Below are 14,894 nucleotides of genomic sequence, written 5' to 3' on the forward strand. Positions count from 1 at the left end.
CCGCGTGGAAGTGTAGAGCCATGATCCCTCGTTACAGCCGCCCCGAGATGGTGGCCATCTGGTCGCCCGAAACGAAGTTCCGCATCTGGTTCGAGATCGAGGCTCACGCCACCACGGCGCTCGCCAATCTCGGCGTCGTGCCGAAGGAGGCTGCGGAGACAGTCTGGGAAAAGGGCTCCAAGGCAACCTTCGACGTGGAGCGCATCGATGCCATCGAGCGTGAGGTGAAGCACGACGTCATCGCCTTCCTCACGCACCTCGCCGAGATCGTCGGCCCCGAAGCCCGCTTCGTCCACCAGGGCATGACCTCGTCCGACGTGCTGGACACCACCTTCAACGTGCAGCTCGCCCGCGCCACGGACATCTTGCTGCGCGACATGGACGAGTTGCTCGCCGCCATCAAGCGCCGCGCCTTCGAGCACAAGATGACGCCGACCATCGGCCGCTCGCACGGCATCCACGCGGAGCCCACCACCTTCGGCCTCAAGCTCGCTCAGGCCTATGCGGAATTCGAGCGCTGCAAGCTGCGCCTGATCGAGGCCCAGCGCGAGATTTCCACCTGCGCCATCTCGGGTGCCGTCGGCACTTTCGCCAATATCGACCCGAGCGTGGAAGAATACGTGGCCGAGCAGATGGGTCTCCAGGTCGAGCCCGTTTCGACCCAGGTGATCCCGCGCGACCGTCACGCCATGTATTTTGCGACGCTCGGCGTGATCGCCTCCTCCATCGAGCGGCTGGCGACGGAAGTGCGCCACCTGCAGCGCAGCGAGGTTCTGGAAGCAGAAGAGTATTTCTCGGCGGGCCAGAAGGGCTCCTCTGCCATGCCGCACAAGCGCAACCCGGTGCTGACGGAAAATCTCACGGGTCTCGCCCGCATGGTTCGCGCCTATGCGCTGCCCGCCATGGAGAACGTGGCGCTCTGGCACGAGCGGGATATCTCCCACTCCTCGGTCGAGCGCATGATTGGACCGGACGCTACCGTGACCCTGGACTTCGCGCTGGCGCGCCTCACCGGCGTCATCGACAAGCTCGTGGTCTATCCTGAGAACATGCAGAAGAACCTGGACCGCCTCGGCGGCCTCGTTCACTCGCAACGCGTTCTGCTGGCCCTCACGCAAAAAGGCGCCTCCCGCGAGGACGCCTACCGCCTCGTTCAGCGCAATGCCATGCCGGTCTGGCGCGGCGAAGGCGAGTTCCTGACGCTTCTGAAGAACGATCCCGACGTGACGAAGTACCTGAAGCCTGAGGAGATCGAAGCCTGCTTCGATCTGGGCTATCACTTCAAGCATGTGGATACGATCTTCACGCGGGTCTTCGGTTCCGCTGGGGCATAGCTCCGGATCTGGACATTTTTGCCTAACGCGCGACAATCCCCGTGCAGGAGATCAACGGCACGGGGATGAGACCATGCTGTCAGACAAGATCCTCGCCACCGCCTTCACGCGCTCCGTGAAGCGTGGCACCCTGAAAATGACCACCGCCAAGGGGCAGACCTTCACCTTCGGCGATGGCGGGCTCCCCGAAGTCGCGATCCGATTTACGGATACGGCGGCTCAGACGGCTCTTTGCCTCCACCCCGAACTGAAGCTCGGCGAGCTGTTCATGGATGGAAGGCTCGTCATCGAGGAAGGCGATATCTTAGGCCTTCTCCAGCTCGTGCTTCAGGACACGCACGGCGAGCTCAACGATCTTCCTCTCCACCGCCTGCGAAAGATCCGACACTGGCTGACGCTGCGCGGCGAGAACGACGCGACACGCTCCAAGCGCAACGTCGCTCATCATTACGATCTCGACGGGCGGCTCTACTCTCTCTTCCTTGACAGCGACAAGCAGTATTCCTGCGCCTATTTCGACCATCCGGATGCGAGTCTCGAAGAGGCCCAGGCCGCCAAGAAGCGGCACATCGCGGCGAAGCTCCTGGTGGAGCGCGGCCACAGCGTGCTCGATATCGGCTCCGGCTGGGGCGGCATGGGGCTTTATCTGGCTCAAGTGGCCGGCGCGGGTTCGGTGAAGGGCGTGACTCTGTCAGAGGAGCAGTTGGAGGTTTCGCGCAAGCGGGCCGCGACCGCCGGCCTCGCCGACCGGGTGAAGTTCGAGCTCCAGGATTATCGCGCCACGACCGGCACCTTTGACCGCATCGTGTCGGTCGGCATGTTCGAGCATGTGGGCTTGGCGTCCTACGATGACTATTTCCAGACCTGCCGGAAGCTCCTGAAGGATGATGGAGTGATGCTCCTTCACACCATTGGAAGGTCCGGCACTCCCTACCCCGTCAATCCCTGGATCGCCCGCTACATCTTCCCCGGCGGCCATCTGCCGGTGCTCTCGGAGATGATGCCGGCCATCGAGCGCGCGGGGCTGGTGGTGACGGATATCGAAATTCTGCGCCTGCACTACGCCTACACGCTCCAAGCTTGGCGCGAGCGTTTCCTGGCTCAGCGGGACGAGGTGCTGAAGCTCTACGACGAACGCTTCTGCCGGATGTGGGAATGCTACCTTGCCATGTCGGAATCCGCCTTCCGCTGGCAGGATGCGGTGGTGTTCCAGGTTCAGTTGGCCAGGCGCAATGATGTGGTGCCTCTGACCCGCGACTACATCGCGGAGCGGGAGGCGATCCTCAAACGCGCCGAAACCATGGAGTTCAAGCGCAGCGCTTGAACGGACAAGGGTGCGCCTTTATCTCGGGGACATGAAAACCTCCGATTGCGATATCCTCATCGTTCCAGGCTACACGAATTCAGGCACCGACCATTGGCAGAGCCGGTGGGAGCGCCAACTCTCGACCGCGTGGCGGGTCGAGCAGGAGAACTGGGATGCGCCCAATAAGGACAAATGGGTCGAGCGCATCGTCGAGGACGTGAAGCGCGCAAAAAAGCCGGTCGTTCTCGTCGGCCACAGCCTCGGCGTCCTGGCCATCGTCCACGCCGCTCCGCTTCTTCCGGCCGACAAGGTGCAGGGCGCCTTTCTGGTCAGCATGCCGGATGTGGAAAGGACCGACTTCATTCCTGCCATCGACCGCGCCTTCGCGCCGATCCCGCGTGATCCTCTGCCTTTCCCATCGGTGCTCGTGGCGAGCCGCACGGATCCGCATTGCGATTACGAGAAGGCGGAGGACATCGCCTATGCCTGGGGCTCGGCCATCGTCGACGCAGGCGATGCCGGGCACCTGAACACGGACAGCGGGCACGGTCCCTGGCCCGAAGGCCTCATGCGCTTTGCAGGCTTCCTGAAGCGCCTGGGCTGACGCCTCTCCTTAATCTTGGCCGGGCCTGTGCCGGCCATGACGTGGGAGAGACAATCTTCATACAACATGACGAAAAGTTCATGCGGCAGTCATCCAGCCGAGAACAGGATGAGAGCAATCTCATTCTCATCGGTGTTCAAGGAGGATACCCGTATGAAGACAATTGCCACCCTTGCTACTGCTGCTGCCATGCTCGCCGGCGTCGGCACCTATGCCTTCGCCCAGGCGCAGGCTCCCGCCGAGCCTCCGGCGGCACAGGCTCAGGAGCAGGCTCGGCCCCGCATGTCGCAGGATGACTTCAACCGCCTCGTCGATGCCCGCGTCGCTTCGATCAAGGCTGGCCTGAAGCTCACTGCCGATCAGGAAAGGCTCTGGGGGCCGGTAGAAACCGCCATCCGCAACGCCGCCAACCAGCGCTACACGCGGATGACGCAGTTCCGCGAGAACCGCGAACAGCGCCGCTCGGCAGACTTCATGCAGCGCTTCGAGCAGCGCAGTACCGTACAGACCGAGCGCGCGCAGACCTCGTCGGCCATCGCTACGGCTCTGCGCCCCCTCTGGGATACATTCAGTGAAGACCAGAAACGCATCGCGCCGCGCCTCATGCGTGAGGCCGTGAACGACGGCTTGGGCTGGCATCAGCGCCGCGGTCGCGGCGACCGCCGGGCCGAGATGCGGCACCACGGCCCGGTGGGTCCTGGCGGAATGGGCCCCGGCCCGCGTGGTCTTGCCCCTCAGCAGTAAGCCTCACCAAAAACAAAAAGGCCGCCCGATCGGGCGGCCTTTTCAGTTTCAGATCGCAGCAATTAGCGCGAATAGAACTCGATCACGAGATTCGGTTCCATCTGCACCGGATACGGCACCTCGGAGAGGGTCGGGATGCGGGTGAAACGGGCCGTCATCTTGGAGTGATCGACCTCGATGTAGTCCGGAACGTCACGCTCGGCGAGCTGCGACGCGACAACCACGACTTCGAGCTGCTTGGACTTGTCCTTCACCTCGATCACGTCGCCGGCCTTCACGAGATAGCTCGGGATGTTCACGCGGCGACCGTTGACCTTCACGTGACCGTGGTTCACGAACTGACGAGCGGCGAAGGGTGTCGCAACGAACTTCGCGCGATACACGATCGCGTCGAGACGGCGCTCGAGCAGACCGACCAGGTTCTCACCGGAGTCGCCCTTCTGGCGGATAGCCTCCGCGTAGTAGCGGCGGAACTGCTTCTCGGTGATGTTGGCGTAGTAGCCCTTCAGCTTCTGCTTGGCGCGCAGCTGCGTGCCGAAGTCGGACATTTTGCCCTTGCGGCGCTGGCCGTGCTGGCCGGGGCCGTATTCGCGGCGGTTCACGGGGCTCTTCGGGCGGCCCCAGATGTTCTGACCCATGCGGCGGTCAAGCTTGTGCTTGGCCTGAATGCGCTTCGACATCGCTGTTCCTCTTGTTGTCGAATGAGCGAGGAACGCGCCCTCCTCTTCCCCGAAGGGACGACAGGCCGACCGAAAGCCGGGCCACGGGAGCGTAAAAAGTTACGCGGCCCGTGAGGACCGCGCGAACGGGTGGGATGTAAGAGAAAACGGGGCATAAGTCAATCGAGACCGGCCCTTTTCTGTCTCACCCTCGGAGGAGCGGCATATCCTCGATCGTGACGAGGGGCAGGCCCTTGCTCCGCAAGGCTTCACGGAAGGCTGCCGTGATGCCCGCACCGCCGGTGAAGACCGCTAGCGCCTCGTTCTCATCAGCCTCGTGCCCTGGAACGGGCGGACCGATGAGCTGGGTCACGCGGCGAGCGATAGCCGGAGCGGGATCGATCCAGGTGACGGGCCAAGGCGCGAGTGCCTGAAAGCGGGGCAGCAGGAGCGGATAATGGGTGCAGCCCAGAGCCACCACGTCGGTCCGCCCGTCTTCGCCTTCGACGAAGCACGGCTGGAGTTCGGCGAGCAGATCCTCATCAGGGACCGGAGCGCCCGCCAGTTCCGCCTCGGCGAAGCCCGCCAGGCGCCGCGAGCCCACGAGATTGACCTTGCAGCCGCCCGCATAGGTCTCGACGAGATCACGGGTGTAGTCGCGCGCCACCGTGCCGGGCGTGGCGAGCACGGTCACATAGCCCGTCCGGGTTGCGAGCGCCGCCGGCTTGATGGCGGGAACGGTGCCGACGAAAGGCACGGAGAAACGCTCGCGCAGAGGCGGCAGCACAATTGTTGAGGCCGTGTTGCAGGCAACCACCACGAGCTGAGGATCATAGAGATCGATCAGACGCTCCATGACCGAGAGAACCCGCGCGGTCAGAGCCTCCTCGCTCAATCGCCCATAAGGAAAAGCGGCATCGTCGCCCGCATAGACGAAGCGGGCATCGGGACGAGCTTTCAGTACCTCGGAGAACACGGTGAGGCCGCCGAGGCCGGAATCGAAGATGAGGATCGTGGGAACGGGAGACGGCATGACAGCCGCGTTATAGGACGCCCCGGCCAGAAGATCGATACGCATCGGCAAGCCTTACGAACGAAGCTGCTTCAGAAAACCGTTCAGTCCCTGCTTATTCTCGGTGGGGGACATGTTGAGCTTACGGCGGGGCCCCTGCTCCTGCTGCTTCTCTTGGCTCTCAAGCTTCGGCATCTGAGCCGACAGGCGGCGCACGGGCCAGCCGTCGCTCCAGTTGCCCATATCGACGAATTTCGGATCGCGCACGAGGGTGGTGGCGTCCTTGCCAGCGAAGGCCGCATCGGCCGCCATCTCGAAGGTCTTCCAGAGGGCGAGATAGTCGAGACTGTCGGTGCCGTTGTTCCCGAGCTGTTGGGTCAGAATCGTCTGGGGGCCGGAGAGCGCCATGTCGGCGCTCCACTTCCAGGTGTTCTTCTGCTTCGGATCGCGGGGCGGGTCCGGCTGCAGCTTGATGGCAGCGGTATCGTAGTCGGGCTTCGGAGAGCCGGGGAAGGCCAGCGTCGCCGTCAGCGCCGGATAGCCGTGATCGTCCGAGCTTGCCCGCATGAACAGCTTGCGTGTCGTCGGGATCGCGCTCGTCGCCTCGAAGATCCGGCGGGACGCGCGGTCGCTCGGCAGGTGCTCCCGATCGCCGCTCATGGCGATCAGCAGGGTCTGGTCATCCACGGTCGAGAGGTCGCGGAGCATGATTCCCCGCTCCTTCTCGTTCGACGCGATGCCGCCCGGCACGAGGCCGAAGATCAGCTTTGGAGCCGGGAGCTTGGTCTCCTCGACACCCGCCGCCACGTTGAGCGCAATCGGCACGCCGGCAGAATGGCCGATGAAGGCGACGCGGTCGTGATCGGGGCGTGCTTGGGGATCATCGGCCAGAGCCGCCAATGCATCGTGGATCAAAGCCTCCGCCCGTGCGGTCGCATCGGCAGGGCGGGAGCGGTTCACCTCCTGGAAGCGCGGGAAGATGACGAGATAGCCCTTGCGGGCCAGATGATCGATGAAGCCGCCATAGAGGGCCGGGTTCACAGCGCCCCAGGAATGGAAGAATACCACGACCGGGCGAGAGTCGGGTGTGTCGTTGCCATGGAAGACGTAAGCCCCCGAACTGACGGTTCCGGTCCCGCGCTTGACCACCTCGGTGATCCTGTAATCCGACCCGCCCGGCCCCTGCCCCGGCTGACCCGGCGGCGTTGCTGCCATGGCCACCGGAGCGGCAAGGCACGAACCGAGGAAAACAAGGGCAGTCAATGAGCGGCGCATGGCGATCTCAGATCAGAATGTGCGGAGCAAAAAGAGCTCCCGGCAACACTAGAGCAGAAGATCTTTAAGGCTTTCTCAACCGGCGTCCTTCCGCAAGAGCGCGAATCGCCCCGCGCAGGGTGCGCACGTCCTGCTCCGTCATCTCGAGCCGGTGGAAGATATCCCGCATGTTGCGCGTCATGGTCGGCTTCTTATCCTCGGGGTAGAAGTTCACCGCATCGAGCTCGGCTTCGAGATAATCGAAGAACGAGGTCACCATCTCGCGTGGTGCGGGCGGCGAGAGCCTCTCGCCGGAGAACGGCAGCGCTCCGCCGGTGGCGAGCTTGTACCATTCGTAAGCAACGAGCAGCACGGCCTGGGCCAGGTTCAGGGACGAGAATTGCGGGTCGACCGGAAAGGTGATGATGGCGTCTGCCAGCGACACCTCGTCGTTCTCCAGGCCCGTTCTCTCGCGCCCGAACATGATTCCGATACGCTGGCCCTCCGCGCCGCGCCGATGCGTCTCGACCATCGCCTCATCGGGCCCGAAGACCCGCTTCATCTGCCCCCGCTCCCGCGCCGTGGTGGCGAAGACGAAGCTCAGATCGGCAATGGCCTCGCGCACGGAATCATAGAGCTTCGCGCCCTCCAGCACATGCACCGCGCCGGATGCCGCCGAATGCGCGCCCTTCCGCGGCCAGCCGTCGCGTGGAGCGACGATGCGCAGTTCCGAGAGACTGAAATTGGCCATGGCGCGCGCCACCATGCCGATATTCTCGGCAAGCTGCGGTTCCACGAGGATGATGACGGGGCGGATCATGATGCGTCTTTGAACTAAATCTGGCCCGAGGACAGAAGAGATGCCTCTCCATAGCGCCAAACGAAGCGCCGCGCCTAGGGTCCATGTCCATCGCTGAGGCTTTCGCCTCGGCGACTGAACCGCTCTAATATGAATTCGAACGACATCACTGCGCCTCATCAGATGGCGTGTGTCAGGGAGGACAGCATGGACATAAGGCTTCTCATCGGTGATCAGGACGCATCGGCTCAAAGCGGCGTGACCTTCGAGCGGCGCGATCCGGTGACGGGCGAGGTCGCCACGCGCGCACCCGCTGCCGGTGTCGAGGATGCCAACAGGGCGATCGAAGCGGCGTCGGCTGCCTTTCCGCAATGGTCGGATACAGGCCCCGGCGAACGGCGCGCGCTCTTGTTGAAGGCCGCCGATCTGATGCAGGCGAATGCCGGGCGATTTACTGAGCTGATGGTGAAGGAGACCGGCGCCACCGCGCCTTGGGCCGGGTTCAACGTGATGCTCGCCTCCAACATGCTGCGCGAAGCGGCTGCCATGACGACGCAGATCACGGGCGAAGTGATTCCCTCCGACAAGCCGGGCACGACGGCGCTCGCCATTCGCCAACCGGCCGGCGTCTGCGTCGGCATGGCTCCCTGGAACGCGCCTGTCATCCTCGGCACCCGCGCAGTCGCCATGCCGCTCGCCTGCGGCAACACGGTGGTGCTCAAGGCCTCCGAGCTCTGCCCCGGCACGCATCGCCTCATCGGCGAAGTCCTGTCCGAAGCCGGTTTTCCGGCAGGCGTCATCAATGTCGTCACGCATGCCGCCGCCGATGCGCCGAAAGTCGTCGAAGCCCTGATCGTCCATCCGGCCGTTCGCCGCGTGAATTTCACCGGCTCGACCCGCGTCGGCAAGATCATTGCCGAGATCGCGGCGCGGCATCTGAAGCCGGTTCTGCTGGAACTCGGCGGCAAGGCGCCTCTCATCGTGCTCGACGATGCCGATATCGACGCCGCCGTGAATGCCGCTGCCTTCGGGGCCTTCCTCAACCAAGGCCAGATCTGCATGTCCACGGAGCGCATCATCGTGGATGAGAAGGTGGCCGACGAGTTTGTCGCAAAACTCGCCGCCAAGGCCAAGGCCCTGCCCGCCGGCAATCCACGCGAGCATGTGGTGCTCGGCTCCATCGTCAGCGCCGAGGAAGCGGAACGCGTCGAAGGACTGGTGAAGGACGCGGTCGCGAAAGGCGGCTCGCTTGTGGCAGGTGGCACGCGCAACGGCACGATCATGGAAGCGACACTCGTCGACAACGTGGTGCCGGGCATGCGTATCTATGAAGAGGAATCCTTCGGCCCCGCCAAGAGCATCATCCGCGTCAAGGATGTGGAGGAAGCGATCCGCATCGCCAACGACACGGAATACGGCCTCTCCTCCGCCGTGTTCGGACGTGACATCCAGCGCGCCCTGCAGGTCGCCAAGCGGATTCAATCCGGCATCTGCCACATCAACGGCCCGACCGTCGGGGACGAGGCGCAGATGCCTTTCGGCGGCGTGAAAGGCTCCGGCTATGGCCGCTTCGGCGGCAAGGCGGCGATCGCGGAATTCACGGATCTGCGCTGGATCACCATCGAGGATCCGAACCAGCATTATCCGTTCTGAACAATCATCGGCCTATCCAGAACAAAACCTCCCTGGGATCCCAGGGAGGTTTCTCTTTTTCAGCGCCTTCGAAAGCCGCTGTTACCAGCAGCCCCAGCCACAATGATAGTAGTGAGGGCGTGCAGCCGCTGCGCCGATCACTGCGCCACCGACGACGCCGACGGCCGCGCCGGCAGCGGCCTGATTGGCCGCCGTATTCGACTGGGCCACATTGTTGCGATAGCTGGCATTGACGCAGCGCGTGTAAGTCTTGGTGCCCGGTTTCAGACCCGTCTCCTGGCAGACAGACTCGGCATTTGACATGGATTGTTCCGCCGTTTGGCAGCCGGCGAGCACAAGAGCCGTCGCCCCGAGAAGAATGGCAAGACGCATTTCGTTTCCTCTTTGATATCGAAGTAAAACTTCCGATTGCTCAAGGTGAGCGGCGTTTCACAGCCCCAGACACGTCGAACCAGCCCTGTGAAAAGCCATCGGAATAAGAGGATCCCACTACGGCCACGCTTGGATTTCCGTGCGTAAACACACATGACAGGCTGTTATTCCCACCATCGGAACTAAAACTCAGACAAAAGTTTTCTCTAATCCGTTACGTTATGCACTCGCTTTTACCTTGGGAGCAGAACGGTCCTGGCCAGGTTCCTGAATCAGCACCGGAGAACGGACGACACCGTGAAGACCAAGGCGGCCATGGCCAACACGCTTTTGACCCTCACCCCTGCGTCGAGATAAGGAAAAGTCCGTATCGCGCCAGAAAGCGCTGAATTCCTGGTCTCCCCCCACCTTCCCCACCGGCCTCAACCGCGCTATAGCCCCCGGTAACCGCCTGCCGCCCGGCAGGCCTGTTCCAGCTCTTCAAGAAGCGCAAGGTGAGATCATGGCGAAGATCAAGGTTGCCAATCCGGTCGTCGAACTCGACGGCGACGAGATGACCCGCATCATTTGGCAGTTTATCAAAGACAAGCTGATCCACCCTTATCTCGACATCGACCTGAAGTACTACGACCTGGGCATCGAGCACCGCGACGCCACCAACGACAAGGTCACCGTCGAGGCCGCCGAGGCCATCAAGAAGTACGGCGTCGGCGTGAAGTGCGCCACCATCACGCCGGACGAGGCCCGCGTGAAGGAATTCAACCTCAAGGAAATGTGGAAGTCGCCCAACGGCACAATCCGCAACATCCTGGGCGGCGTGATCTTCCGTGAGCCCATCATCTGCAAGAACGTTCCGCGCCTCGTGCCCGGCTGGACCCAGCCGATCATCGTCGGCCGCCATGCCTTCGGCGACCAGTACCGCGCCACGGACTTCAAGGTACCCGGCAAGGGCCGCCTGACGATCAAGTTCGAGGGCGAGGACGGCACCGTCATCGAGAAGGAAGTCTTCAAGTTCCCGGATGCCGGCGTCGCCATGGCGATGTACAATCTCGACGACTCGATCCGCGAATTCGCCCGCGCCTCGATGAACTACGGCCTGATGCGCAAGTATCCAGTCTATCTCTCCACGAAGAACACGATCCTCAAGGCCTATGACGGCCGCTTCAAGGACATCTTCGAGGAAGTCTACCAGAACGAGTTCAAGGCGAAGTTCGACGCTGCCGGAATCACCTACGAGCACCGCCTCATCGACGACATGGTGGCCTCGGCCCTCAAGTGGTCAGGCGGCTATGTCTGGGCGTGCAAGAACTACGACGGCGACGTGCAGTCCGACACCGTGGCCCAGGGCTTCGGTTCGCTCGGCCTGATGACCTCCGTGCTGATGACGCCGGACGGTCAGACGGTGGAGGCGGAAGCTGCCCACGGCACCGTGACCCGCCACTACCGCGAGCACCAGAAGGGCAAGGAGACCTCGACGAACTCCATCGCCTCGATCTTCGCCTGGACCCGCGGCCTCGCACACCGCGCCAAGCTCGACGACAACGCCGAGCTCGCCCGCTTCGCCGCGACCCTCGAGAAGGTCTGCGTCGACACGGTGGAAGCCGGCTACATGACGAAGGACCTCGCCCTCCTTGTCGGCGCCGAGCAGAAGTGGCTCTCCACCACTGGCTTCCTCGACAAGATCGACGAGAACCTCAAGAAGGCGATGGCGGCTTAAAACGCCATATTCATCTATCGGAAAACTCGAAGAGCCCGGCCCTGCGCCGGGCTTTTTGCTGTGCTCATCATCAGCGCATCGTGCGGACTCGAAGGGCCACGCCAGCGAAAAGTGGATCCGGTTTTCCGCACCAACGATGCGTCAATGCTTCAGTCCCGAAGCTTGACAATGTTCTTATTATGTTCTGACAAAACATGAACATTGTCGGAGATGCTTTTGGATGGCTCGATCTGCCGGTTAACAGGGCGTTCTGCTGAAGGCCCGTTATGCGTTTGCGGTCGCCCAGTTGGAATTGCGACGGCTCCTCTTTTAAGGGCGTACAAGCAGTATGACCCGAACCAGCCATGAGTCCCTGCCGGCAATCCCGACGGTGGGCAGTGGACAAGCGGAGGCGGCAGTGGAGGCGGGCCACGCTCGGAATACGCCCAACTCAGACCGTGCCGACTTTCAGGTGGATGGCGCCGCCAGCTTAGAGCATCGGACTCAAGGTGGAATCCACTTTGGAACCCATCCGATGTTGCGCTCTTCAAGGGAGCGCATCGTTGAGTGCGAAGCGAAGATCGCACGATGCGCCAGCGCTGCGCTCGATACGTTCCCCTTATGCGATAGCGGACCAGTAACTTCTATGTATCCTTGTCCGGATGGAGAAGCGTTCCAAATACTGATGCACCCGTCCAAGCTAAAAGGTTCTCCGGAATGAGCGATTTGCCTCCGAACGAAGGCCCTCTGGACTATGCCGTGAGAGAATACCGGCGCTTATTCGAGGAGGCGCGCCTTGATCAGCGGCCATGGGATGAAGAGGCGACCTTGAGAGCAATAGCCGAGAAAACACATGTGACGGTGGAAGAGCTTCGCGCTGCTCTCTCTCGTTCATCAGGTTGATAAGAACACACCCGCTGAATGCGCCATGCCGGATCAATCGCCAACGCAATAGTGCTGATGAATGTTTCTTCTGCCGATGGCTGTTCAGGTTTTCGGAGAGGCCGCGATACCAGATGATTAAAGGGATGCTATGTCCCTGACCCGTTGGATCAAACATCAGCACCCTAACTCATTCAATGCCCGTGATGAGTGTCAATCTCCGAATGCACCTCTGCGGGGCCAAGGACATGAACATCGCGTCCGATCTGTTCGAAGAGCTGGCTTTGCCAGATGCCAGGAGAGCAAACACAAGAACTATGAGATGAACCCGAACCTACTTGCATCGGCAATGCTCATTTTTCTTGGGAGAGGCGATCCGCGCGGACATGTCGTCAGGTTCTCCCCTGGCGAGAAGCACCGGCATGGTGCCATGGTCTCCACCAGCATGTCCCACATTGTCATGGCCGAGAAGTCGATGGCAAGGTTGTCGGTCAGATGGAGCACGTCCCGAACGAGCAGTACAACAACAGCTAGGCACAAGCAGAACGATAGGCGACGGCTAGGCCCCCTCGGCCGCCTACGGGCGTCCTGGGAACCGCTCCCCGTTTCCGGCATTGGCGCAACGCTCTGATCTTTCCGAGCGGTTGATGTTCCAAGCTGGAGGATTCCCATGCCTCGTTCTGCATCAAGCCTAAGCCTGAGGAAGCACGTCATTGCGGGTGCGCTGGCCATCCTGGCGCTCGCTCCGCTCCCAGCTCCCGCCCAGCAGGTTCCTACCGACTTCACAGCCATCGTGAAGCAGAAGATGCCGGCCGTCGTTGCGATCACGACGAAGCAGCGCATCGAAGAGCAGGAACAGGCTCAATCATTGCCCGATGACCTTCCCTTCCGTGAGTTCTTCCGCCGCTACTACGGCGAGATCCCGGAGCCTCGCCGGCAGCAGCCCCGGGAGGCGCTCGGATCGGGCTTCGTGATCAGTTCGGACGGGCACATCATCACCAACAACCACGTGGTGGAGGATGCGGCCGAAATCCATGTCGTGTTCGGGGACAAGACGAATGTTCCCGCAACCCTCGTGGGCCGGGATCCGGCCACGGATATTGCCGTGCTCAAGGTCGATCCCCGACCCAATATGGCGACCGCCACGTGGGGCGACTCCGATGCCGCCGAGCCGGGCTCCTGGGTGATCGCCATCGGCAGCCCTTTCGGGCTGGGCGGTACCGTGACGGTCGGGGTCGTCTCCGCGCGCTCCCGCGACATCCGCTCGGGTCCCTATGACGACTACATCCAGACCGATGCCTCCATCAACCGCGGCAATTCGGGTGGACCGCTGTTCAATGCCCGAGGAGAGGTGATCGGGGTCAACACAGCGATCTTCTCCCCATCGGGCGTCAATATCGGTATCGGCTTTGCCGTTCCGTCGCGCACGGCGCAAGCCGTGGCCGACCAGCTGATCCGGACAGGCCGGGTCGAGCGGGGCTATGTCGGGCTGCGCCTGCAGGAGCTCACGCCTGCCATCGCTCAGGCCCTAGGTCGGACGAACGACAAAGGCGTGCTCGTCGCCTCTGTCGAACCTGGCGGCCCGGCCGATAAGGCAGGGTTCAGGTCGGGTGACGTGATCACGCAGTTCGATGGGAAGCCGGTGGAGAGTGGACGTGCTCTCTCCCGTGCCGTCGCCGCCATGAAACCCGGTATCCAGGCGCCGGTGACCGTGGTCCGAGACGGCAAGCCTCAGGAACTGACCGTCGTCATCGGCCAGCGCAGCGACGAGCAGAGCGCCCGCGCGGCAGCTCCCGACGACGGAGCGGATGGCGGCAAGCGGCTTGGACTCGCGCTCAGTCCGATCCCCGACGCCGCCCGAGGTCAGTTGGGACTGGAACCCGGCACGTCAGGCGTCCTGATCCAGCGGGTCGATCCGAGCGGCCCGGCGGCAGAGGCGGGCCTCAAACAGGGAGACGTGATCGTGTCGGCCAATAATCAGCCAGTGTCCGCTCCGGCAGATGTGGCGAGGGCTTGGGCGGACGCTCAGGGACAAAAAAAGCCGATCCTCCTGCGCGTGAAGCGCGAGGATCAATATCTGTTCGTTGCGATCGAGGGATAATGACATTGAGCCGCGGCATCGCCGCGGCTCCAGCCCCTTGGACGTCATGCAGAGATCTATTCAGGGAGATCAGTGTGGCCCGCCGCTGCATCATCTTTCCCGTTGCGGCTGATGCTGCCGGTCGCCTCAACCTCAGGGGCTTGGCCCGGCATCACCATGGGGCCGGTCATGCCGAACGTGACGAATCCGTTGCACCCATCCTGAAGCCCATCACTCCGAGTCTCCTGCGGAAGGCAACGGGCTGGTAGATCTTGGGTGAGGTCCGGGATCGATGATCCAGACACGGCAACACCCAGAGCCGCCGCTGCGAATGCACCGGGAAATGCATGCCTGCGCATGTCAACCTCCTCTGCAATTTCAACATCGTGAGATCTTTTTGAAAAACAGCAGGCCTTATCCAGGTTCCTGAAAATATCGCCTGAGCCTGGACCATGCCGGTTCCAGATCTGCAAGCCGGGCAGCACGCCCCGGCCGTGCC

General features: G+C 62.5%; 13 protein-coding genes. 7 read left to right on the forward strand and 6 right to left on the reverse strand.

The features are described from left to right. Nucleotides 1–20: 20 nt before the first annotated feature. The 4 genes from purB (at nt 21) to ACUXUR_RS13140 (ending at nt 3,988) form a co-directional block, all read left to right on the forward strand. The gene (gene purB / locus ACUXUR_RS13125; RefSeq protein ID WP_445502806.1) at nt 21–1,334 is read left to right on the forward strand and encodes an adenylosuccinate lyase; all 1,314 of its coding nucleotides are present in this window, start codon (nt 21–23) and stop codon (nt 1,332–1,334) included. A gap of 73 nt (nt 1,335–1,407) precedes the next feature. After that, nucleotides 1,408–2,658: a class I SAM-dependent methyltransferase gene (locus ACUXUR_RS13130; RefSeq protein WP_445502807.1), complete on the forward strand. Its 1,251-nt coding sequence runs from the start codon at nt 1,408–1,410 to the stop codon at nt 2,656–2,658. Nucleotides 2,659–2,689: 31 nt separating this feature from the next. Beyond that, nucleotides 2,690–3,244, forward strand: a complete 555-nt coding sequence (locus ACUXUR_RS13135; protein ID WP_445502808.1) for an RBBP9/YdeN family alpha/beta hydrolase — start codon at nt 2,690–2,692, stop codon at nt 3,242–3,244. Nucleotides 3,245–3,397: 153 nt separating this feature from the next. Continuing rightward, entirely contained in the window at nt 3,398–3,988 is a 591-nt protein-coding gene (locus tag ACUXUR_RS13140; protein ID WP_445502809.1) for a Spy/CpxP family protein refolding chaperone, read from the forward strand. A 62-nt stretch (nt 3,989–4,050) separates the two neighbouring features. Here the strand turns inward: ACUXUR_RS13140 and rpsD are convergent, their stop codons facing one another. The 4 genes from rpsD to ACUXUR_RS13160 form a co-directional block, all read right to left on the reverse strand. Then, entirely contained in the window at nt 4,051–4,668 is a 618-nt protein-coding gene (gene rpsD / locus ACUXUR_RS13145) for a 30S ribosomal protein S4 (protein ID WP_134499065.1), read from the reverse strand. Nucleotides 4,669–4,852: 184 nt separating this feature from the next. Then, a complete protein-coding gene (murI, locus tag ACUXUR_RS13150; protein WP_445502810.1) occupies nt 4,853–5,725 on the reverse strand; it encodes a glutamate racemase in 873 nt (290 codons plus the stop codon). Nucleotides 5,726–5,734: 9 nt separating this feature from the next. Next, nucleotides 5,735–6,934 carry a dienelactone hydrolase family protein gene (locus ACUXUR_RS13155; RefSeq protein ID WP_445502811.1) on the reverse strand — a complete coding sequence of 400 codons (1,200 nt, stop codon included), beginning with the start codon at nt 6,932–6,934 and terminating at the stop codon, nt 5,735–5,737. A gap of 64 nt (nt 6,935–6,998) precedes the next feature. Beyond that, nucleotides 6,999–7,733: an RNA methyltransferase gene (locus ACUXUR_RS13160; RefSeq protein ID WP_445502812.1), complete on the reverse strand. Its 735-nt coding sequence runs from the start codon at nt 7,731–7,733 to the stop codon at nt 6,999–7,001. A gap of 186 nt (nt 7,734–7,919) precedes the next feature. Here ACUXUR_RS13160 and ACUXUR_RS13165 point away from each other — a divergent pair, with 186 nt between their 5' ends. Next, nucleotides 7,920–9,365 carry an aldehyde dehydrogenase gene (locus ACUXUR_RS13165; RefSeq protein ID WP_445502813.1) on the forward strand — a complete coding sequence of 482 codons (1,446 nt, stop codon included), beginning with the start codon at nt 7,920–7,922 and terminating at the stop codon, nt 9,363–9,365. An 81-nt stretch (nt 9,366–9,446) separates the two neighbouring features. On the opposite strand, the gene ACUXUR_RS13170 is transcribed toward ACUXUR_RS13165, so the two are convergent. Further along, nucleotides 9,447–9,737, reverse strand: coding sequence for a hypothetical protein (locus ACUXUR_RS13170; protein ID WP_445502814.1), 291 nt, complete (start codon nt 9,735–9,737; stop codon nt 9,447–9,449). Nucleotides 9,738–10,239: 502 nt separating this feature from the next. Here ACUXUR_RS13170 and ACUXUR_RS13175 point away from each other — a divergent pair. Together ACUXUR_RS13175 and ACUXUR_RS13180 are read left to right on the forward strand one after the other, a co-directional pair. Further along, complete coding sequence (locus ACUXUR_RS13175; protein WP_445502815.1) at nt 10,240–11,454, forward strand: NADP-dependent isocitrate dehydrogenase; 1,215 nt, start codon at nt 10,240–10,242, stop codon at nt 11,452–11,454. A gap of 1,531 nt (nt 11,455–12,985) precedes the next feature. Beyond that, nucleotides 12,986–14,416, forward strand: coding sequence for a DegQ family serine endoprotease (locus ACUXUR_RS13180; protein WP_445502816.1), 1,431 nt, complete (start codon nt 12,986–12,988; stop codon nt 14,414–14,416). A gap of 56 nt (nt 14,417–14,472) precedes the next feature. Here ACUXUR_RS13180 and ACUXUR_RS13185 read toward each other — a convergent pair whose 3' ends face one another. Continuing rightward, the gene (locus ACUXUR_RS13185) at nt 14,473–14,754 is read right to left on the reverse strand and encodes a hypothetical protein (RefSeq protein ID WP_445502817.1); all 282 of its coding nucleotides are present in this window, start codon (nt 14,752–14,754) and stop codon (nt 14,473–14,475) included. Nucleotides 14,755–14,894 lie beyond the last annotated feature (140 nt).

The organism is Microvirga medicaginis, from assembly GCF_052658925.1.

Excerpts from the sequence above, each read along its gene's own strand:
- purB (WP_445502806.1), top strand. The coding sequence starts at position 21 with ATGATCCCTCGTTACAGCCGCCCCGAGATGGTGGCCATCTGGTCGCCC.
- ACUXUR_RS13130 (WP_445502807.1), top strand. The coding sequence starts at position 1,408 with ATGCTGTCAGACAAGATCCTCGCCACCGCCTTCACGCGCTCCGTGAAG.
- ACUXUR_RS13135 (WP_445502808.1), top strand. The coding sequence starts at position 2,690 with ATGAAAACCTCCGATTGCGATATCCTCATCGTTCCAGGCTACACGAAT.
- ACUXUR_RS13140 (WP_445502809.1), top strand. The coding sequence starts at position 3,398 with ATGAAGACAATTGCCACCCTTGCTACTGCTGCTGCCATGCTCGCCGGC.
- rpsD (WP_134499065.1), bottom strand. The coding sequence starts at position 4,668 with ATGTCGAAGCGCATTCAGGCCAAGCACAAGCTTGACCGCCGCATGGGT.
- murI (WP_445502810.1), bottom strand. The coding sequence starts at position 5,725 with ATGCGTATCGATCTTCTGGCCGGGGCGTCCTATAACGCGGCTGTCATG.
- ACUXUR_RS13155 (WP_445502811.1), bottom strand. The coding sequence starts at position 6,934 with ATGCGCCGCTCATTGACTGCCCTTGTTTTCCTCGGTTCGTGCCTTGCC.
- ACUXUR_RS13160 (WP_445502812.1), bottom strand. The coding sequence starts at position 7,733 with ATGATCCGCCCCGTCATCATCCTCGTGGAACCGCAGCTTGCCGAGAAT.
- ACUXUR_RS13165 (WP_445502813.1), top strand. The coding sequence starts at position 7,920 with ATGGACATAAGGCTTCTCATCGGTGATCAGGACGCATCGGCTCAAAGC.
- ACUXUR_RS13170 (WP_445502814.1), bottom strand. The coding sequence starts at position 9,737 with ATGCGTCTTGCCATTCTTCTCGGGGCGACGGCTCTTGTGCTCGCCGGC.
- ACUXUR_RS13175 (WP_445502815.1), top strand. The coding sequence starts at position 10,240 with ATGGCGAAGATCAAGGTTGCCAATCCGGTCGTCGAACTCGACGGCGAC.
- ACUXUR_RS13180 (WP_445502816.1), top strand. The coding sequence starts at position 12,986 with ATGCCTCGTTCTGCATCAAGCCTAAGCCTGAGGAAGCACGTCATTGCG.
- ACUXUR_RS13185 (WP_445502817.1), bottom strand. The coding sequence starts at position 14,754 with ATGCGCAGGCATGCATTTCCCGGTGCATTCGCAGCGGCGGCTCTGGGT.